This is a genomic window from Saccharopolyspora sp. ID03-671, assembly GCF_045278815.1.
GTDB classification, from domain to species: domain Bacteria; phylum Actinomycetota; class Actinomycetes; order Mycobacteriales; family Pseudonocardiaceae; genus Saccharopolyspora; species Saccharopolyspora ipomoeae.
The window spans coordinates 2,441,088-2,460,220 of the sequence record NZ_CP134054.1; the positions used below are offsets into that span (position 1 = coordinate 2,441,088).

Genomic DNA, 19,133 nt, shown 5'->3' on the forward strand with positions numbered 1-19,133 from the left:
TGCCAGGGTTGCGCGCGCAGGGGGTCAGTGCCCGATGAGCTCGATCCCGCACCTGATCGCGCGGGTCCGCCCTGAGTTCGCGCGCAGCGAGCAGGACAAGTCCTGCCACTTCTTCCCCGTGCCCAGCGGCAGCTCGCTTCCCGAAACCTTGCGCGCCTACTGCGGTTTCAGCATCGCGCCCGGCCAGGCCGAGGCGCTGGAGGGGCCCGCGGGCATGCCGTGCCTGGGCTGCCTGATGGCCGCCGCGCTGTCCGATTGAGCGCTCCGGTCCCGCCGGGTGAACCCTTCCCGCCCCGGCCGCCGTGTGATCCACCGGACCCCACGCCGCTGAGTTTTCACGCAGAGTTGTTCTCCCAAAGACTACGATTCATCCCATGAGGTCATGAGAGAGTGCAGGGCGGCGTCTGGACGGGGTACCGGCAGCTCACCGTGCATCGTTCACCCGCCAGGCCCGCGCGTTCGAGTGACCGTCGCTGTGGGGGCGATCAATGCAAGGCTGGACAGGGAGTCAGGGACAACAGGGCGAGATGAACACGCAGCAGCCGAGTCGACCGGTCATCACACCGGCTATGCGGGAACAGGCCAAGAAGCAGCCCAACACCTGGCTGTACGTGGTCGACCCGATCTTCACCGACCCGAACGCGGAGGTGCCGCCGTGGGGGTTCATCGGCGGCTACCGCGTCGACGAGCAGGGTGAGATCACCGACGACTTCTCCCCCAACCCGAACTACCGCCCGTCCCCGGTCGCGCTGCGCCTTCCCGCGCCGACCAACGACGTCGAGCGCGCACTGCAGCTGACCACCACCGGGTACGCCCAGGGCCAGGCGCTGCTGGCCGCGATGCTCGACTCCGAGCTGATCCTGTTCGCCCAGCCGCAGGGCAGCGGGCTGTTCACGATGGAGCACGAGTCGGGGCGCCGCCAGCTCCAGGTGTTCACCTCCGACGGCTTCCTGCCGCCGAACTGGACGACCTGGCAGCGCATGACCGGCAGGCAGCTGGCCGCGAACCCGCTCGCCGGGGTCGACCTGCAGATCAACCCGACGAGCCCGGTCAAGGCCCGGATGCCCGGTGAGGACCTGGTCCGGATCGCCGCCTCGGTGCCGCCGAAACCCGCTGGCGTGCCGATGTCCCCGCCCGCCGGCACCCCGGTCGCCGGCAACTCGGTCGCCGGCACCCCGGTCGCTCCGAGCACTCCGGTGCCCCCTGGACCTCCGGCCTCCCCGCCCGCAGGCACGCCGATGTCGCCGCCCGCCGGGACCGCCGTGCCCCCGGTGCCGCCGACCCCGGCCCCGGCCGTGCCGGTCGGTCCCGCCACCCCAGCCGTTCCCACCACGCCGGCCGGCTCCGCCGGTCCCGCCGACCCGGCCGAGACCGAGTTCGGCCGCCGGTTCCTGGGATCGATGCTGGCCGGGGCGATCGGCGACGCGCTGGGCGCACCGGTGGAGTTCTACCCGATCGACCAGATCCGCAGCCGCTTCGGCGACGACGGCGTCACCGAGTACGACCGCAACGCCGAGCACCCCGGCGAGTTCACCGACGACACCCAGCTGACCCTGTTCACGCTGGAAGGCCTGATCCGCGCGCACAGCCTGGCCCGCAGCGGCGACTCCGCCGGTCCGCTGCCCGCGGTGCAGCTGGCCTACCAGCGGTGGCTGCACACCCAGGGCTACGCGTGGATGCGCTCGGCCGGCCCGTTCGCCGCCAAGCACCCCAAGGCCAACGGCTGGCTGGTCGAGCAGTCCGACCTGTTCGCGGTCCGCTCCCCCAACAGCAGCTCCATCAGCGCGCTCCGCGAGTTCGCCTCGGTCGGGGCGCCCGGCACGTTCGAGCGGCCCATCAACGACTCCGACGACTGCGGCGGCGTGGTCCGCGCCGCCCCGGTCGCGCTGTGGTCGGACGACGCCCGCTCGGTCTTCGAGCTCGCCGCCGCCACCGCTGCGCTGACCCACTCCCAGCCCAACGCCTACCTGCCCGCCGGTGTGCTGGCGGTGCTGGTGCACCGGCTGCTGCGGGAGGAATCCCTGGAGTCCGCGCTGGCGCAGGCGCGCGAGCTGCTCAAGACCTGCCGCGACCACGAGGACACCGACCGCGCGCTCCAGGCCGCCGTCGACCTCGCCGGGAAGGGCAAGCCCACGCCCGAGCAGGTCAAGGACGTCCTCGGCAGCGGCTGGTCCGGGCACGAGGCGCTGGCCATCGCGGTGTGCGCGGCGCTGAGCACCGACACCATCGCCGACGCGCTGATGATCGCGATCAACCACTCCGGCGACAGCGACTCGACCGCCGCGATCTGCGGCAACATCGTCGGCGCCCGGCACGGCGCCGCCGCGCTGCCCGGCGTGTGGCTGCGCGACCTGCGGCAGCGCGAGGTCGTGGAATCCCTGGCCAAGGACGGTCTGCTGGAGTTCCGCGGCACCCCGCCCACCGGCGACGCGTGGGCCAAGCGCTACCCGGCCGCCGGCGACGTCTCCGACCTGGACTTCGCCGCCTCCCTGCCGCGCGCGGAGGCGCCGAACCCGGAAACCCCCGAACCGGAAACCCCGGGCGCCGAAGCTCCCAGCGCCGAAACCCCCGTCGACGACGGCGAAACCCCGGGCACCGCAGGGGAACCGGAGGAGTCCCCCGAACCGGTCGTGACCGCCCCCGAGGTCGAATCCGTGGTGTCGCCGCCGGAAACGGCCGCGCCCGCCCCGCCGAGCACCCCGGAGGACCTGCGCACCCAGCGCATCCTGGGGATGCTGCTGGGCACCGCCGCCGGTGACGCGCTCGGCTTCCCGATCGAGGCCGACTCGCTGGCCGAGATCCGCGCCAAGTACGGCGATTCCGGGCTCATCGACTACGTCGACGGTCACCGGCCCGCCGGGTCGATCAGCGACGAGACGCAGCTGACCGCCTTCACCACCGAGGGCCTCATCCGCGCCTCCACCGCCCGCCGCCTGCACGGTTCGGCCGACCCGGCCGACCACGTGCAGCAGGCCTACCAGCGCTGGCTGCACACCCAGGGCGTCGACTGGGCCGAGGCGGGCGGCAGCGGCGAGCAGCCCGACGGTTGGCTGGTCGACCAGCGCGAGCTGTTCGACCGCCGGGCCCGGGGCATGACCAGCATGCAGGCGCTGCGCGGTTTCGCCGGGGGCAACGAGCAGGGCTCGCTGGACAAGCCGCCGAACGACGCCGCCGACTGGGGCGCGGTGACCCGCTCGGCCCCGGCCGCGCTGTGGTCCGACGACCCGGCCGAGGCCTTCCGCACCGGTGTGCGGACCGCGCTGCTCACCCACGGCCACGCCAGCGCCTACCTGCCCGCGGGTGCGCTCGCGCTGCTGGTGCACCAGCTGCTGGCCAACCGCTCGCTGCCGCAGGCGGTGGATCGCACGCTCATCGCGCTGTCCGAGTGGGACGGTCACGAGGAGACCATCACCGCGCTGCGCAAGGCCGTCGAGCTCGCCGCCACCGGCACGCCGACGCCGGAGCAGATCGAGGAGGCCTTCGGCACCGCGCACTCGGGCGCCCAGGTGCTGGCGATCGCCGTCTGCGCGGCGCTGACCCACCCGGAGTCGTTCCCGGACGCGCTGGTGCTGGCCGCCAACCACTCCGGCGCCAGCGACTCCACCGCGGCGATCTGCGGCGGCATCATGGGCGCGGCCCACACCGCCACCGCGATCCCGCCGCACTGGCAGGACAAGCTGGAACTGCGCGAGACCCTGGAGTTCCTGGCCGCCGACGCGGATCTGGAGTTCGGCCCGAAGCCGTCGTCCGGGAAGCTGTGGGCGGCGCGCTACCCGGTTCCCGAGGAGCGGCCGGAGGCCCCCGCGGTCGAGGATGCCCCCGCGGTCGAGGATGCCCCCGCGGTCGAGGATGCCGAGGTCGAGGACGCCCCCGTCGTCGAGGACGCCGTCGTCGAGGAGGAGCCGGAACCGGAGGTGACCGTCGTCGAGGAGGAAGCTCCCGTCGCGGCGACCCCGGTCGAGGAACCGACCCCCGAGCCCGCTGCCGAGCAGCCCGCCGCCGAGTCCTCGGCGGCCGAGCAGGGATCCGACGACGACGGGCTCTCCGACGAGGAACTGCGGTTGCTGCTCGCGTGGCGCAAGTTCCGCGACAACGACGACGGCAGCACCAACGCCGACCTCGGCCAGGGCCTGCACAAGCTCCTGGCGGAGGCCTTCGGCGAGGAGCGCGCCGCGCAGCTCGTCGGCGAAGCCGCCGCCGAGGAGGAGGTTCCCGAGGAGGAACCCGAGCTCGTCGAGGAGGAGCAGGTCCGGCCCAGCCGCCACGACCGGTTCACCGGCTGCGTGCTGGGCACGGCCGTCGGCGACGCGCTCGGCGCGCCCTGGATGTTCAGCGACCTGCTCACCACGCTTCGCGAGAACCCCGACGGGGTCCGCGAGTACGCCGAGCTGTTCGGCCGCCGGGGCTCCGGCACGTCCTACGCGCAGCAGACCGCGTTCGTGCTTGCCGGGCTGAACGGCGAGAACCCGGACAAGCCGTCGCTGGTGCGGGCCTCGCTGCGGGACTGGGTGCGCACCCAGGGCGGCCGCCCGACGCCGGACGGCGGCGGCAAGCTCGCCGAGACCGAGGTGCTGCGCGCGCAGCGGTTCCCGGACGAGGCGACGCTGACCGCGATGGCCCGCTGGGGCGACCGGGGCGAGAACCCCACCCCCGGCAACCCGCCCAACGACGCCCGCAACGCCACCGCGGCGGCGCGCGGCGCGGTGGTCGGCTTCCAGGCCGCCGACCTGACCGAGGCCGTCGAGCTGGGTGCCCGCATCGGCGTGCTCACCCACGGCCACCCGGACGGCTACCTGCCTGCGGCGGCGCTGGCGGGCCTGGTGTGCGGGCTGGACGGCGGCCGGACGCTGATCGACTCCGCGCAAGCCGTGCTCGCCGAGCTGGACCGGATGGAGGGCGCCGAGAACACCGCTCGCGGTCTGCGGGCGGCGGTGGAGATCGCCACCAGCGGCCCGGTGTCGCCGACGGTGCTGGAGTCGCTGGGACTGGGCTGGCACGCGCCGGAGGCGCTGGCCATCGCGGTGGCGGCGGCGCTGTCGCACCCGAACTCGGTGTCCGACGCGGTGTCGCTGGCGGCCACCCACGCGGGCAACAGCGCGGCGACCGCGGCGATCTGCGGCGCCCTGATGGGCACCGCGCGCGGAGCCGGCGAGCTCCCGCCGGAGTGGCTCGAACAGCTGGAGCTGAGAGAGCTCCTGGAGCGGTTGCTGGCCGAGGCGGACACGTCCGAGGTCGAAGCCCCGGAACCCGTCGAGCGGCCGGAACCCGTCGAGACGCCCGAACCCGCGGCGCAGCACGCCGGGTAATCCCCAGTGGACGTACGCGGGCTGGACTCGGACGAACGCGCGCTGCTGGCCGCGTGCCGGCGCGACCCGGTGGAGCGCCGGTTGCTGGCGGTCTGGCGCCGTTGGGACGGCCACCCCGCGTCCCGCCCGCTGTGGGCGGCCGAGCTCCAGCACCGCCTCTCGCCGGGGGCCGGGTCAGCGGACACCGGTCTCGCCGGCCGCGACGGCGGTCTGCCCGGTGCCTCGGCCCGCGTGCTCGGCCTGCTGCTGGGCGGTGCGGTCGGCGAGTTCGCCGCGCTCGGCCGCGTGGGTCAGCGCACCGGTGCGCTGCTGTTCGCGCTGGAAGGGCTGATCCGCGCGCACACCCAGCTGCGCTCCACCGGTTCCGGCGAGCCGACCGCCGCCGTCCAGTCGGCGCTGCGCCGCTGGTTGCACACGCGCGGCGTGCCGTGGCGGGACTGCGGCGGCGACGCGCCCCGGCCCAGCGGTTCGCTGGTGACCGAGCCCGGCCTGCGCGATCGCGCCAGCGACGAGCCGACGCTGCTGACCTCGGTGGCGAAGGTCGTCGCCGGGCACCCGCAGGGCAGCAGGCAGCACCCGATCAACCACGCCGATTCGGCCACGGCCGTGCCACTGGGGGCGCTGGCCGCGCTGTGGTCGGGCGATCCGGGCGCGGTGTTCGCGCTCGGCGGCGATCTGGCCGCGCTCACCCACGGGCATCCGCACGGGCACAACCCGGCGAGCGTGCTCGGCGCCGCGACGCTGTGGCTGCTGCGCGGACACGACCTGGAAACCTCGCTGCGGCAAGGCATCTCGGGATGGCAGTCGGGTCGCACGGCGCTCGGCGAGGCGCTGCGGCTGGGTCTGCTCAGCCCCGCGTGCGTCCGCCCGCGCTCGACGCACCTGGGCACCTCCCGCAGCGGTCTGGGCGTGCTGGCGGCGGCCGCGCGGGTGGCGCTGGCCTGCGAGGACGACTTCGGCGCGGCGATCGACTCGGCCGCCGAGCACGACGGCGACCCGGCGAGCGCGGCGATGCTGTGCGGGCAGCTGCTCGGCGCACTGCACGGCCCGACCGCGATCCCGGCCGAGCTGCTGGAGCGGCTGCCGATCGTCGAGGTGGTGGAGCGGCTCGGGCGGGACGCGCTGACCGAGTTCGGGCCCGAGCCCGACGAATCCGCCGCCTGGGAGGGCCGCTACCCCGCCGACGACTCCGCGGGCGCCGCCGTTCCGTCCACATCGGACTACCGGACCGGGTTGAGCGGCGTGCCGCGGCTGGCGGCCTCGCGGGACCGGTTCCTGGGCGCGGTGCTGGGCTGCGCGGTCGGCGAGGCGATGGGCATGCCGATCGCCTCCGACCCGTGGGACGAGATCCGCGCGCGGCACGGCGCCGACGGGCTCACCGACTACGTCCCCGCCGGGCACCCGTCGGGCCGGGTCGGCAGCGACACCCAGCTGCTGCTGTTCTCCGTCGAGGGCGTGCTGCGCGCCAACGTCGCCCGCCGCAGCGGCGACGCCGACGACCCGATCCGGCACCTGCAGCACGCGTACCAGCGCTGGCTGCACACCCAGCACCTGAGCTGGCCGCGCGCCGCGGGCGAGTTCCTGAGTGGCACGCCGGAACCCGACGGCTGGCTGGTGCGGCAGCGGGCGCTTTTCCAGACCCGGAACCCGGGGCGCACCATGATGCGCACGCTGATCGCGTTCGCCAAGGGCCAGCAGCCGATGGGCACCCCGGAGCAACCGGTCAGCGACTCGGCGGGCAGCAGCGCGATCCTGCGCGCGGTCCCGGCGGCGCTGTGGTCGGACGACCCGTCGGAGGTCTTCGCGCTGGGCATGCGCAGCGCCGCCCTCACCCACGGCCACCCGACGGCGCTGCTCAGCGCGGGCGCGCTCGGGTTCCTGGTCTCGCGGCTGCTGGTCGGCGAGCCGCTCGAGGACGCCGTCACCGGCGTCCTCGCCCAGCTCGCCCCGCACACCGGGCACGAGGAGGTCACCCGCCGCCTGACGGCCGCCCGCGACCTCGCGGCCGGAGAGCGGCTCACCCCGGAGGAGCTGGAGCGCGAGCTCGGCACGGCGGGCACGGCCGCCGAGGCGCTCGCGATCGGCCTCCACGCGGCCCTCGCAGCCGACGGCGAGTTCGACCGCGCCCTCCCGATCGCGGCCAACCACTCCGGCAACAGCGCCGCCACCACGGCCATCGCGGGCACCCTCGCGGCCGCAGGCGCGGGCGCTGCCGCCATCCCCCAGCGCTGGACCGCCGAACTGGAACTCCACGACGTCGTAGCCCAACTCGCCCAAGACGCAGTCCAGGAGTTCGGCCCCCGCCCACCCACCTGGACCACCCGCTACCCACCCACCTGACCCCCACACCCGAGGTCTCTCCCCGGGGGGCGCCGAAGGTCCTCGGCAGTGGGACAGTTTTAGCCATAATCACCCATGATCAATGTCCTTTTTGCCCGGACAATTATGGCTAGAACTGTCCCACTGCCCCTCCCCGAAAAACCGCACCCAGGTCGAGGAACGGGTGTGGCGCCGGAGGTGTTGGGCTGGTTAACGTCTCGGGCATGGATGAGCTCGTGCACTTCGAGGTGGCGGACGGGGTCGGAACGATCACCCTGGACTCGCCGCACAACCGCAACGCCCTGTCAGCCCAGCTCCGCCGCGAGCTCAAGGCGCACCTGGACACCGCGATGGACGACGACGCGGTGCGCGTGATCGTCCTGACCCACACCGGCAAGGTGTTCTGCGCGGGCATGGACCTCAAGGAGTCCCGCTCGGCGGACTCCGACCAGCAGGGCGTCAACGAGTTCCCGGCGCTGCTGGAGCAGATCTGGACCAGCCCGAAGCCGGTCGTGGCGAAGCTGGCGGGCCCGGCCCGCGCCGGCGGGGTGGGTCTCGTCGCCGCCTGCGACATCGCGGTGGCCGCCGAGTCCGCCACGTTCGCCTTCACCGAGGTCCGCATCGGCGTGGTCCCGGCGGTGATCTCGGTGACCGTGCTGCCCCGCCTCGACGCCCGCCAGGCGCACGAGCTGTTCCTCACCGGCGAGACCTTCGACGGCACCCGCGCCGCCGAGATCGGCCTGCTCAACTCCGCCGTCCCGGCCGAGCAGCTCGATGCGGAGGTCAAGCGCTACACCGACATGCTCGCCCTCGGCGGCCCGAACGCGCTGGCCGCCACCAAGGCCATGCTCACCGCCCAGCGCCCGGCGTCGATGTCCGAGGACTTCGCGGAGATGCTGCAGCTCTCGGCGAAGCACTTCGCGGGTGAGGAGGGCCAGGAGGGCATCACGGCCTTCGCCGAGAAGCGCAAACCCAGCTGGGTCCCCGACGCCCTGAAGTGACCCCGAAACGACCGATGGCCGGTGGAAGTTCCACCGGCCATCGGCATTCGCTATTACCAGCGGCTGATCGCGACCCGGCTGATCACGACCGGGTCAGGACCGCGGTGAAGCGGCGGCCGCACATGGGGCGCTCGGCCGCGTCCCGCAGCACCGAGTTGATGCCGTTGAAGGCCTTCGGATCGTGGTCGGCCAGGTCCTGGAAGCCCGACCAGATCAGCACGTGCTCGCCCTCGGGCAGCCAGGACAGGTCGGTCAGGCAGTCGAACAGCGAGTCCAGGTTGCGCCCCGCCCACTCCGGGAAGTCCAGGACCGCGGCGATCCCGTCGAGCGTGGTGCGCTTGCTGGTCAGGTCGACGCCGTCGAGGACGTGAGCGGTCGCGCCCCGCTCCTCGGCGGCGGCGACGGCCTCGCGCGTCGTGACGTCGGCGGTCGGCTGGTCACTCACCGGCTGCTCCTTCCGCAACCTGCTGGCCCGTTTCGTCCCGAACATGGCACTCAACCCGTCGTATCCACAACCACGAACGACTCGTAGTGATCACTGGTGTAGTACACCTCTTCTTGGCTGCCGGTGACCAGCCTGCGCGCCCCGCGATCCTTCGATCCGGGGGTCGGCACGGTGTACTCCTTGTAGTACCCGGACTTCTGCGCGGGCAGCTCGCCCTCGCGGTTGCCGAACGTCGAGCCGTCCTTGCCCGGGTACGGGAACGGCCCGCCCTTGACGATCAGCTGGTAGGTCTTGCCCGCTTCCGGCGGGAGCTTCGACAGCTGCTGGACCTGCAGCCCCGACTGGCCGGCACCCGGCACCTCGGTGCTGGTCGGCGAGTCGGCGACGACGTCCTTGCCGAACCACCCCAGCACGACCAGGGCGACCAGCCCGACCAACGCCGACGTAATGCGCTTCCGCGAGCTCACGCAGCTCTTCCCCTCCGCCCGGTCATCTCCCCGTCGCCGCGTTCGATCGGCGGTTCGGAGTCACGCGCGCGGGTGAAGCGGGCGCTGATGCCGTCCACCGCGCGGTCGACGACTCGCGCCACCCCCCAGCACAACGGCACCAGGACTGCGAGGACCAGGGCGACCTGCAGCGGGTAGACGAGCTGCACCAACCACAGCTCGACGCCGTCGTACCACTCGACCAGCAACTCCAACACAACGCGCAGCGTACGCGCGGCACCGCCGCACTGCGCGCACCCCCGGCGGGTGACCGTGGCGCCCGTCGCACAGCGCTCGGCCGGGCGACGTCGTCACCCGGCCGAGCGCTCAGCGGCGTCAGCTCCCGGAGTGCTCCCGGATGGACTTGATGATGGCGCCGAAGTCCTGACCGCCGCCGCCTTCCTCGTTGAAGCGGCGGTAGAGCTCGGTGGCCAGGCGGCCGATGGCCGTGTCGGTGCCGGACTGCTCGGCCGCCGACACCGCCAGGTTGAGGTCCTTGAGCATCAGGGCCGCGGCGAAGCCGGGTTCGTAGTCGTGGTTGGCGCGGCTGGTGTCCACCAGGTCGGGCACCGGGCAGTTGGTGGTCAGCGCCCAGCACTGGCCGGTGGAGACCGAGGCGACGTCGTAGAGCGCCTCGTGTGACAGCCCCAGCCGCTCGCCCAGCACGAACGCCTCGCCGACGGCGATCATCGAGGCGCCCAGGATGAGGTTGTTGCACATCTTGGTGACCTGCCCGTTGCCGGGACCGCCGCAGTGGATCACCTTGCGCGCCATCGGTTCCAGCACGCTCTCGGCGCGCTGGAAGTCGGCTTCCGAGCCGCCGACCATGAACGTCAGCGTCCCCGCCTCGGCCCCGGCCGTGCCGCCGGAGACGGGGGCGTCGATGCTGCCGAAACCGGCCTGCTGCGCGCGGTCGTGCGCGGTGCGCGCGTCGGCGACGTCCACCGTGGAGGAGTCGATCAGCAGCGCGCCGGAGGCGGCGTTCGGCAGCACCTCGTCGTAGGCGTCCAGCAGGTGCTTGCCGCTGGGCAGCATGGTGATCACCGCGTCGGCCCCGTCCACCGCCTCGGCGATGGACGACACCGTGGTCACGCCGTTGTCGGCGGCGGTGGCCAGCGCGGCCGGGACGAGGTCGTAACCGCGCACGGTGTGCCCGGCCTTGACGAGGTTCGCCGACATCGGACCGCCCATGTGACCGAGTCCGATGAAACCGATGACAGCCATTGTCACTACCCTTCTGCTCGAACTACCGCCAAGGCCCCGGCACCCGCTGCTCAGCCGAAGATCGTCGGCTCGTCGGCTGCCGGTTCGAAGAACTTCTGCACCCGCGATTCGTCCACTTCGGACAGGCTGGTGGGCGACCACTGCGGGTTGCGGTCCTTGTCCACCAGGGTGGCGCGCACGCCCTCGACGAAGTCGCCGATGCGCACGCACGCCATCGCCAGCCGGTACTCCTGGGTCAGCGCCTGCTCCAGCGAGGCGTAGTCGCTGCGCAGCGCCCGCAGCGTCACCTTCAGCGCGGTCGGGGACTTGGTCCCGATGGTCTTCGCGGCGTCCTGCGCGGCCTGCTCCGGGCGCTCGGCCAGGCGGGACAGGATCGCCTCGACGTCGTCGCCAGCGTAGGCCGCGTCGATCCACTCGCGGTGCTCGGCCAGCGGCGGCTCGGGCGCCTCGGCGGCGAAGCGGCTCAGCACCTCGTCGACGTCGCCGCTGCTCAGCGCCTCGACGAGCGCGGGCAGCCGGGCGCTGTCGACGTAGTGGTCGGCCAGGTCGCAGTACAGCGCGTCCGCACCGCCGACCGCGCTGCCGGTCAGCGCCAGGTGCGTGCCCAGCTCGCCGGGGGCGCGCGACATCAGGTAGGTACCGCCGACGTCGGGGATGAAGCCGATGCCGGTCTCGGGCATGCCGACCTTGGAGCGCTCGGTGACCACCCGGTGCGAGCCGTGGGCGGTGATGCCGACGCCGCCGCCCATGCAAATGCCGTCCATGATCCCCACGACCGGCTTCGGGTAGTTGGCCAGCGCGGAGTTGAGCCGGTACTCCTCGGTCCAGAACGCCGAGGGCAGCGACTCGTCCCCGGCCTTGGCGGCGTCGTGCAGGGCGCGCACGTCGCCGCCCGCGCACAGGCCGCGCTCACCGGCACCGTCGATCAGGATCGCCCGGATGTGCCCGGCGTCGCGCCAGCCCTCGATCGCCTCGGTCATCTCCCGGACCATGCCGAGGGTCAGCGAGTTGAGGGCCTTCGGGCGGTTGAGCGTGATCCGCCCGAGCGAGCCGTTCTCGGCGACCAGGATCTCGGACTCCGTCATCGGAAACTCCATCGTTGTGCAAGGTGCTGCCCCCGCGGCGGCGGTCAGGCCGCCAGCAGACCGCGGGAGATGATCAGCCGCATGATTTCGTTGGTGCCTTCCAGGATCTGATGCACCCGCAGGTCGCGGACGATCTTCTCCAGGCCGTACTCGGCAAGGTATCCGTATCCCCCGTGGATCTGAAGTGCCTCGTTGGCCACGGTGAACCCCACGTCGGTCGCCAGCCGCTTGGCCATCGCGCACAACCTGGTGGCCGACGGGTCCTTGGTGTCCAGCGCCCAGGCCGCCCGCCACAGCAGCAGCCGCGCGGCCTCCAGCTCGGTGGCCATGTCGGCGAGCTTGAACTGCAGCGCCTCGAACTCGCTGAGCTTGGAGCCGAACGCGCTGCGCTCGCGGACGTAGCCCAGCGACTTGTCCAGCGCGGCCTGCGCGCCGCCGAGCGAGCAGGCGCCGACGCTGAGCCGTCCGCCGTCCAGCCCGGCCATGGCGATCCGGAAGCCGATGCCCTCCTCGCCCAGCCGCTGGTCGGCGGGCACCCGGACGCCGTCGAAGATGACCTGGCGGGTGGGCTGGGCGTTCCAGCCCATCTTCTTCTCGTTGGCGCCGAAGGAGAGCCCCTCGGCCCCGGCCTCCACGACGAAGGTCGAGATGCCCTTGTGGCCGGGCTCGCCGGTGCGGGCCATGACCACGTAGACGTCGGAGCTGCCACCGCCGGAGATGAACTGCTTGACCCCGGTGAGCAGGTAGTCGTCGCCGTCGCGGACAGCCCTGGTCTGCAGCGCGGCCGCGTCGGAACCCGCGCCGGGCTCGGTCAGGCAGTAGCTGGCGAGGCGTTCCATCGAGCACAACCCCGGCAGCCAACGCGCCCGCTGGGCGTCGCTGCCGAACCGGTCGATCATCCCCGCGCACATGTTGTGGATCGAGATGTAGGCGGCGATCGACGGATCCCCGCCGGCCAGCGCCTCGAAGATGAGCACCGAGTCGAACCTGCTCAGCCCGCTGCCGCCGTGGGCCTCGTCGACGTAGACGCCGCCGATGCCCAGTTCTCCGGCTGCCCGCAGCGTCTCGACCGGGAAGTGCTTGTCCTGGTCCCACTCCACGGCGTGCGGGGCGAGCTGGTCGTGGGCGAATTCCAGCGCGGCCTCGCGGATGGCGCGCTGGTCGTCGGTGAGCTCGAAGGGCGAGCTCGCCACTGCTGCGACGGACACGTCGACTCCCTCCTCGCGGCCGGGTGGGGACCGGGTTCGCCGGTCCCCACCCGCGCGATCAGTGCATGGTCGGGATGGTGAAGCTGGCGCCTTCCTTGAGTCCGGAGGGCCAGCGGGAGGTGACCGTCTTGGTCTTGGTGTAGAAGCGGATCGAGTCGGGCCCGTGCTGGTTGAGGTCGCCGAATCCGGACCGCTTCCAGCCGCCGAAGGTGTGGTAGGCGATCGGCACCGGGATCGGGACGTTCACGCCGACCATGCCGGTGTTGACCCGGTTGACGAACTCGCGGGCGGCGTCGCCGTCGCGGGTGAAGATCGCGACGCCGTTGCCGTACTCGTTGTCGTTGGGCAGCCGCAGCGCTTCCTCGTAGTCGGCGGCGCGCACGACCGACAGCACCGGGCCGAAGATCTCCTCGCGGTAGATCCGCATGTCGGCGGTGACGTCGTCGAACAGCGTCGGGCCCATGAAGAAGCCGTCCTCGTTGCCCTCCAGCGCGAAGTCGCGGCCGTCGACCACGAGCTTCGCGCCCTCGTCGACGCCTGCGCCGATGAGGTCGTGGACGCGCTGCCAGGCCTGCCGGGTGACCAGCGGGCCGTAGTCGGCGTCGGCGTCGAAGCTGGTGCCGACCTTCAGGCCCGCGATCTTCTCGACGAGCTTGTCCACGAGCGCGTTCGCGGTGGCCTCGCCGACCGGCACGGCCACCGAGATCGCCATGCAGCGCTCGCCCGCCGAGCCGTACCCGGCGCCGATGAGGGCGTCGGCGGCCTGGTCGAGGTCGGCGTCGGGCATGACGATGAGGTGGTTCTTGGCGCCGCCGAAGCACTGCGCGCGCTTCCCGTGGGCGGCGGCGGTGGAGTAGATGTACTCGGCGATGTCGGAGGAACCGACGAAGCCCACGGCCTCGATGCGCGGTTCGGTCAGCAGCGCGTCGACGGCGGTCTTGTCGCCGTTGACGACGTTGAAGATGCCGGGCGGGCCGCCCGCCTCGATGAACAGCTCGGCGAGTCGCAGCGGCACCGAGGGGTCGCGTTCGGAGGGCTTGAGCACGAAGGCGTTGCCGCAGGCGATCGCGGGCGCGGCCTTCCACAGCGGGATCATCGCCGGGAAGTTGAACGGGGTGATGCCGGCGACCACGCCCAGCGGCTGGCGCAGCGAGTAGACGTCGATGCCGGTGCCGACGCTGTCGCTGAACTCGCCCTTGAGCAGGTGCGGGATGCCGATCGCGAACTCGACGACCTCCAGGCCGCGCTGGATGTCGCCCTTGGCGTCGGGCACGGTCTTGCCGTGCTCGGAGGACAGCAGCCGCGCCAGGTCCTCCATCTCGTCGTTGACCAGCTGCAGGAACTTCATGAGCACGCGCGCCCGCTTCTGCGGGTTCTGCGCGGCCCACGCCGGCTGCGCCGCGGCCGCGTTGTCGACCGCGGCCGCGACCTCGTCCACCGAGGCCAGCGGCACCCTGGCCTGCACCCGCCCCGTGTTGGGGTCGAACACGTCACCGAAGGAGCCGGAGGTCCCCGGCACCCTCTTGCCTCCGATGAAGTGCTCCAGCTCGCTCGTCATCTCGCCGCACCTCCGCCGAACCGGCCCCCACAAATACTAGGAAGCCAAACTGTTTGTAGCCCAATCTTTCCCACAAGGAACGCCCGCACAACAGGGTGTGCCGCGTCACAGTATCGATTCTGCGCACTTCACGCCGTTCCATCCACCTTTGGCGGAGCACGCGGGAAAGACCGGATAAGCGGAGGTGCAGCTGATGAGAATGCGGCGGGGGCGCTGCTTCAGGTGTGGGACCGGCCGGCACCGCCAAGCGGGGTGACCACGAATTCCGATCGCTGTCAGATCAGGCCGAAGAGGTGGTTGCCGGGGGCTCCTTCGTCGTCGCCGCTCCAGAACTCGAGCCAGTGGGTGACGAACTCGGACCTCGACAGGGTGCCGTCGCCGTTGCGGTCGAGGCGGCCGAACTCGCCGCGGCTCGGCGCGCTGCGCCCGGTCCACGCCTCGATCATGCGGGCGTACTCGGGTTCGGCCACGCGACCGTCGCCGTCCTCGTCGACGGCCTCGAACATCGCCTCACCGGTCGCCACCACGAGGTCGAGCATCGCCTGGAGGTTGCCGACGGCGGCGAGCATCTCCTCCTGGGTGATCCGCTGGTCGCGGTCGGCGTCGGCCGTGGCGCTCAGCGCGTCCCACCAGCGCATCATGATCTCGCGCAGGTCGGCGCCGTCACCGCCGCGGATGCCCGTCCACCGGTCGGTGAGCGCCTCGAAGTCCGCGCGCTCCAGGAATCCGTCCTCGTCGGCGTCCATCGCGGTGAACACGACGGAGACCTTCTTCCGCTGCAAATCGCTCGCCATGACACCAACCTGGCAGCGCCCTCAACGCCCGGCCAACACCCGGACGGGCATTCCGCTCGGGCGTGCGAGTGATCATCGCGATCACTGTTGGTGACCGGCGGTGTCAGGTCGTGACGCGCGCCGATTCGATCTTGGCGGCGGCCGTGGTGCGCCACTTCTCCGGCAGGTCCGGCAGGCAGCCCGCGACGTGCTCGGCGAGGTCGCTGCGCCCCCGCATGGTCAGCGCGAAGAACTCGGCGACCTCCACGCCGTGGTCCGGCCGGGACAGCACGCGGATCTCGTCGCCCGCGCTGATCTCGCCGGGCTGCTCGACGGCCAGGTAGACGCCGGTGCGGCCGTGCGCGGTGAAGCGCTTGACCAGGCCGGGCAGGTCCCAGAACCCGGCGAAGACCCGGCAGGGCTGGCGCGGGCCGGTCACCCGCAGCACGGCGTCGCCGATCGCCCACCGCTCCCCGATCAGCGCCGAAGTGCTGTCGGCGCCGGACAGCGTCAGGTTCTCGCCCGCGTTGCCGGGCACGAGCTCCGCGCCGAGCTCGGCCGACCAGAACGCGAGTTCCTCGGCGTCGAAGGCGTAGGCGGCCTGGTACCAGGCGCCGTGGTGCTTGGTGTCGCAGACCGAGTCGCCCTCGACACCGGTGTCGGTGAATCGCACCGGGCCCCCGGCCGGGCGCTTGTCGATACCGGACTTCCCGATGCGACCGGTCCACTCCCCGGTCCGCACGACAGCCAGGTTCACCGACGTCACAGCGCTCATGGGATCAACGTATCCGACCTCGACCAACGGCCCCAACGGATTTCGCGGCCGCGAAGGTCACAGCCGGTCGGTCACCGACCGCAGCGCCTCCTGGGCCTCCCGGCGCAGCACCGCGACCAGCTCCGCGGCGGGCATCGGGCGGGCGTGGGCGTAGCTCTGGCCCGCCCACATCGAGATGGCCTCGGCGTCCCCCGCCTTGCCCGCGGCACCGCGCATCGGCTTGGTGGTGAGGTTGTTGACCTGCGGGTACGCCGCCGGTGCGTCGGGGTTGCCGGTCATGAAGCGGTTCACCAGACCGCGCGCCGGGCGACCGCTGAAGGCTCGGGTGATCGCGGTCTGCCGCTGCCCGTCGGCCATCTCGGCTCGCTGCACCGGCTGCGTACCGGCCTCGTCGCAGACCAGGAACGCGGTCCCCAGCTGCGCGGCGACCGCACCGGCGGTGAGCACCGCGGCCACGTCAGCACCGTGCACCAGACCGCCCGCGGCGATGATCGGCAGGTCGACCGCGTCCCGCACCGAGCGGATCGCCGCCAGCAACCCGAGCAGCGGCCCGCCGCCGGGCTCGGTGGGGTCGTCGTAGAACACCCCGCGGTGCCCACCGGCCTCCATGCCCTGCACGCACACCGCGTCGGCCCCCACCCGCGCGGCCTGCCGGGCCTCGTCGGCGGTGGTCACGGTGATCACGACCTCGGAGCCGACGGAGTGCAGCTCGTCCACGGTGGCGGCCTCGGGCAGCCCGAAGGTGAACGACACCACCGGAACCCGCGCTTCGACGAGGAGCCGCACCTTGGCCGGGTAGGAGTCGTCGTCCCAGTCCGCCGGACCGGGCTCGGCACCGTGCCGCCCGGCGACCTCGGCGACCCGCTCCCGGAACTCGTCGAGCGGCAGGTCCCGCCGCTCGCTCGGCACGAAGATGTTCACCCCGAAGGGCTCGGAAGTCAGCCCCCGGATCCGCGAGATCTGCTCACCGAGCTTCTCCTCGCTGAGCAGAGCCCCGGCCAGGAACCCCACTCCCCCGGCCCCGCTCACCGCAGCGGCCAACTCAGGAGTGCTCGGCCCACCGGCCATCGGCGCCACCACCACCGGCACCCGCCCCGTGAAGATCATGCTGAAACGCTACCTCCGATCCACACCACAACGCCCCCACCGTTCACAGAACCCGAACAAAGACACCAGCACCAACACCCGTCAGGCAACCGCCGCAGGCGGTTTCTCCTCACCCCACCTGAGCAACCCGCACCGCCGCGGGTTCTCAGACGTCTTCTGGGGAGGACAGCCGACGTGCCGTGTATTGGCGCATACACAAGCCTCGGATCCCGGAGCCAGAAGGCGTCTGAGGTTCCGCTACCCGCACCGTCGAGCACAGGGACCACAGAGTCTTGTCAGTGAGCGAAACCAACTACGCCACAGGAAGTTTCAGCCCCGCAGCACGCCACGAAAAACTCAAGATCGACTAGGAAAGAAAAAACGGGAGGGACCCGACGCCTGGGTCCCTCCCGCTTTCGCACCATTGCGATTTTTCCGACACCCCGCCACAGGGCCGCTGGTGCGTTCAGGGGGTGGCCGGCGCAGCAGGCGCGCCGGCCACCATCAACCACACGATCAGTGGAACTGCGCGGTCTCGGTCGAACCGGCCAGCGCGGTGGTCGACGAGTCCGGGTTGATGGCAGTGCTGATCGTGTCGAAGTAACCGGTACCGGCCTCGCGCTGGTGGCGAGTGGCGGTGTAACCGCGGTCTTCCGAGCCGAACTCCTTCTCCTGCAGCTCGACGTAGGCGGTCATGCCGTCGCTGGCGTAGCCCTTGGCCAGGTCGAACATGCTGTAGTTCAGGGCGTGGAAGCCCGCCAGGGTGATGAACTGGAACTTGAAGCCCATGTGGCCGAGCTCGCGCTGGAACTTGGCGATGGTGCTGTCGTCCAGGTTCTTCTTCCAGTTGAAGGACGGCGAGCAGTTGTAGGCCAGCATCTGGTCCGGGTACTCGGACTTGACGGCCTCGGCGAACTTGCGGGCCATCTCCAGGTCCGGCGTGCCGGTTTCCATCCAGATCAGGTCGGAGTACGGCGCGTAGGCCTTGGCGCGGGCGATGCAGGGCTCGATGCCGTTGCGGACCTTGTAGAAGCCCTCGGCGGTGCGCTCACCGGTGATGAACGGCTTGTCGCGGTCGTCGATGTCGCTGGTCAGCAGCGTCGCGGCCTCGGCGTCGGTACGCGCGATGACGAGGGACGGCACACCGGCGACGTCGGCGGCCAGGCGGGCGGCGTTCAGCGTCTTGACGTGCTGGCTGGTGGGGATGAGCACCTTGCCACCCAGGTGGCCGCACTTCTTCTCGGAAGCGAGCTGGTCCTCCCAGTGCACGCCCGCGGCGCCGGCGGCGATCATGCCGCGCATCAGCTCGTAGGCGTTGAGGACGCCACCAAAGCCGGCCTCGGCGTCGGCGACGATCGGGGCGAGCCAGTGGGTGTCCTCACCCTCGATGGCGCCACCCTCCGGGTCCAGCGCCTCGGCCCAGTTGATCTGGTCGGCGCGCTTGAGGGCGTTGTTGATGCGGCGCACGACCTGCGGGACCGAGTTGGCCGGGTACAGCGACTGGTCCGGGTAGGTCTCGCCGGCCAGGTTGGCGTCGGCGGCGACCTGCCAGCCGGACAGGTAGATGGCCTTGAGACCGGCGCGGACCTGCTGGACGGCCTGGTTACCGGTCAGCGCGCCCAGCGAGTTGACGTAGTCGAGCTCGTGCAGCAGCTTCCACAGCCGCTCCGAGCCCTGACGGGCCAGGGTGTGCTCTTCCTGCACCGAGCCGCGGAGGCGGACGACGGTCTCAGCCGAGTGCGTACGCTCGATGCCCTTCCAGCGCGGGCTGGTGTCCCACTCGCGCTGCAGCTCCTCAGCGGCCTTCTTCGCCTGCTCGCGGATGCTCATGATTTTTTCCCCTTCCGGGATCGCTGGCGACCTGCTGC

General features: G+C 71.9%; 15 protein-coding genes. 4 read left to right on the forward strand and 11 right to left on the reverse strand.

Features of this window, described 5'->3' with window-relative positions; all coding sequences use genetic code 11:
* The first annotated feature begins 34 nt into the window (after positions 1–34).
* The 4 genes from REH65_RS10945 (at position 35) to REH65_RS10960 (ending at position 8,626) form a co-directional block, all read left to right on the forward strand.
* Positions 35–259, forward strand: coding sequence for a hypothetical protein (locus tag REH65_RS10945; RefSeq protein ID WP_406692333.1), 225 nt, complete (start codon positions 35–37; stop codon positions 257–259).
* A gap of 268 nt (positions 260–527) precedes the next feature.
* The gene (locus REH65_RS10950; protein ID WP_406692334.1) at positions 528–5,306 is read left to right on the forward strand and encodes a type VII secretion system-associated protein; all 4,779 of its coding nucleotides are present in this window, start codon (positions 528–530) and stop codon (positions 5,304–5,306) included.
* A gap of 6 nt (positions 5,307–5,312) precedes the next feature.
* On the forward strand, positions 5,313–7,646 hold the full coding sequence (locus tag REH65_RS10955; RefSeq protein ID WP_406692335.1) for an ADP-ribosylglycohydrolase family protein: 2,334 nt from the start codon (positions 5,313–5,315) through the stop codon (positions 7,644–7,646).
* Positions 7,647–7,849: 203 nt separating this feature from the next.
* On the forward strand, positions 7,850–8,626 hold the full coding sequence (locus REH65_RS10960; protein WP_406692336.1) for an enoyl-CoA hydratase family protein: 777 nt from the start codon (positions 7,850–7,852) through the stop codon (positions 8,624–8,626).
* An 82-nt stretch (positions 8,627–8,708) separates the two neighbouring features.
* Here the strand turns inward: REH65_RS10960 and REH65_RS10965 are convergent, their stop codons facing one another.
* The 11 genes from REH65_RS10965 to aceA all read right to left on the reverse strand — a co-directional run bounded on the left by REH65_RS10965 (position 8,709) and on the right by aceA (position 19,095).
* The gene (locus REH65_RS10965) at positions 8,709–9,116 is read right to left on the reverse strand and encodes a barstar family protein (protein WP_093421031.1); all 408 of its coding nucleotides are present in this window, start codon (positions 9,114–9,116) and stop codon (positions 8,709–8,711) included.
* 5 nt (positions 9,117–9,121) lie between these two features.
* On the reverse strand, positions 9,122–9,538 hold the full coding sequence (locus REH65_RS10970) for a ribonuclease domain-containing protein (protein WP_406692337.1): 417 nt from the start codon (positions 9,536–9,538) through the stop codon (positions 9,122–9,124).
* On the reverse strand, positions 9,535–9,774 hold the full coding sequence (locus REH65_RS10975) for a hypothetical protein (protein WP_406692338.1): 240 nt from the start codon (positions 9,772–9,774) through the stop codon (positions 9,535–9,537). Before REH65_RS10975 ends, REH65_RS10970 begins: the two co-directional genes overlap by 4 nt.
* A gap of 118 nt (positions 9,775–9,892) precedes the next feature.
* A complete protein-coding gene (mmsB, locus tag REH65_RS10980) occupies positions 9,893–10,780 on the reverse strand; it encodes a 3-hydroxyisobutyrate dehydrogenase (protein WP_406692339.1) in 888 nt (295 codons plus the stop codon).
* A gap of 50 nt (positions 10,781–10,830) precedes the next feature.
* Positions 10,831–11,865, reverse strand: coding sequence for an enoyl-CoA hydratase/isomerase family protein (locus REH65_RS10985; RefSeq protein WP_406692340.1), 1,035 nt, complete (start codon positions 11,863–11,865; stop codon positions 10,831–10,833).
* Positions 11,866–11,909: 44 nt separating this feature from the next.
* Positions 11,910–13,073 (reverse strand): isobutyryl-CoA dehydrogenase, encoded by a 1,164-nt coding sequence (locus REH65_RS10990; RefSeq protein ID WP_406692341.1) that lies wholly within the window; start codon positions 13,071–13,073, stop codon positions 11,910–11,912.
* Between the two features lie 58 nt (positions 13,074–13,131).
* Positions 13,132–14,631, reverse strand: coding sequence for a CoA-acylating methylmalonate-semialdehyde dehydrogenase (locus tag REH65_RS10995; protein ID WP_406692342.1), 1,500 nt, complete (start codon positions 14,629–14,631; stop codon positions 13,132–13,134).
* A gap of 275 nt (positions 14,632–14,906) precedes the next feature.
* Positions 14,907–15,425, reverse strand: coding sequence for an EF-hand domain-containing protein (locus tag REH65_RS11000; RefSeq protein ID WP_281458017.1), 519 nt, complete (start codon positions 15,423–15,425; stop codon positions 14,907–14,909).
* A 103-nt stretch (positions 15,426–15,528) separates the two neighbouring features.
* Positions 15,529–16,179, reverse strand: coding sequence for an MOSC domain-containing protein (locus REH65_RS11005; protein ID WP_406692343.1), 651 nt, complete (start codon positions 16,177–16,179; stop codon positions 15,529–15,531).
* A gap of 57 nt (positions 16,180–16,236) precedes the next feature.
* Positions 16,237–17,286, reverse strand: a complete 1,050-nt coding sequence (locus tag REH65_RS11010; protein WP_406692344.1) for an NAD(P)H-dependent flavin oxidoreductase — start codon at positions 17,284–17,286, stop codon at positions 16,237–16,239.
* 495 nt (positions 17,287–17,781) lie between these two features.
* The gene (gene aceA, locus REH65_RS11015) at positions 17,782–19,095 is read right to left on the reverse strand and encodes an isocitrate lyase (protein ID WP_281458020.1); all 1,314 of its coding nucleotides are present in this window, start codon (positions 19,093–19,095) and stop codon (positions 17,782–17,784) included.
* Positions 19,096–19,133 lie beyond the last annotated feature (38 nt).

Coding starts and splice junctions, on each gene's coding strand:
- REH65_RS10950 (WP_406692334.1), top strand. CDS start 528: ATGAACACGCAGCAGCCGAGTCGACCGGTCATCACACCGGCTATGCGG.
- REH65_RS10965 (WP_093421031.1), bottom strand. CDS start 9,116: ATGTTCGGGACGAAACGGGCCAGCAGGTTGCGGAAGGAGCAGCCGGTG.
- REH65_RS10995 (WP_406692342.1), bottom strand. CDS start 14,631: ATGACGAGCGAGCTGGAGCACTTCATCGGAGGCAAGAGGGTGCCGGGG.
- REH65_RS11000 (WP_281458017.1), bottom strand. CDS start 15,425: ATGGCGAGCGATTTGCAGCGGAAGAAGGTCTCCGTCGTGTTCACCGCG.
- REH65_RS10945 (WP_406692333.1), top strand. CDS start 35: ATGAGCTCGATCCCGCACCTGATCGCGCGGGTCCGCCCTGAGTTCGCG.
- mmsB (WP_406692339.1), bottom strand. CDS start 10,780: ATGGCTGTCATCGGTTTCATCGGACTCGGTCACATGGGCGGTCCGATG.
- REH65_RS11005 (WP_406692343.1), bottom strand. CDS start 16,179: ATGAGCGCTGTGACGTCGGTGAACCTGGCTGTCGTGCGGACCGGGGAG.
- REH65_RS10960 (WP_406692336.1), top strand. CDS start 7,850: ATGGATGAGCTCGTGCACTTCGAGGTGGCGGACGGGGTCGGAACGATC.
- REH65_RS10985 (WP_406692340.1), bottom strand. CDS start 11,865: ATGACGGAGTCCGAGATCCTGGTCGCCGAGAACGGCTCGCTCGGGCGG.
- REH65_RS11010 (WP_406692344.1), bottom strand. CDS start 17,286: ATGATCTTCACGGGGCGGGTGCCGGTGGTGGTGGCGCCGATGGCCGGT.
- aceA (WP_281458020.1), bottom strand. CDS start 19,095: ATGAGCATCCGCGAGCAGGCGAAGAAGGCCGCTGAGGAGCTGCAGCGC.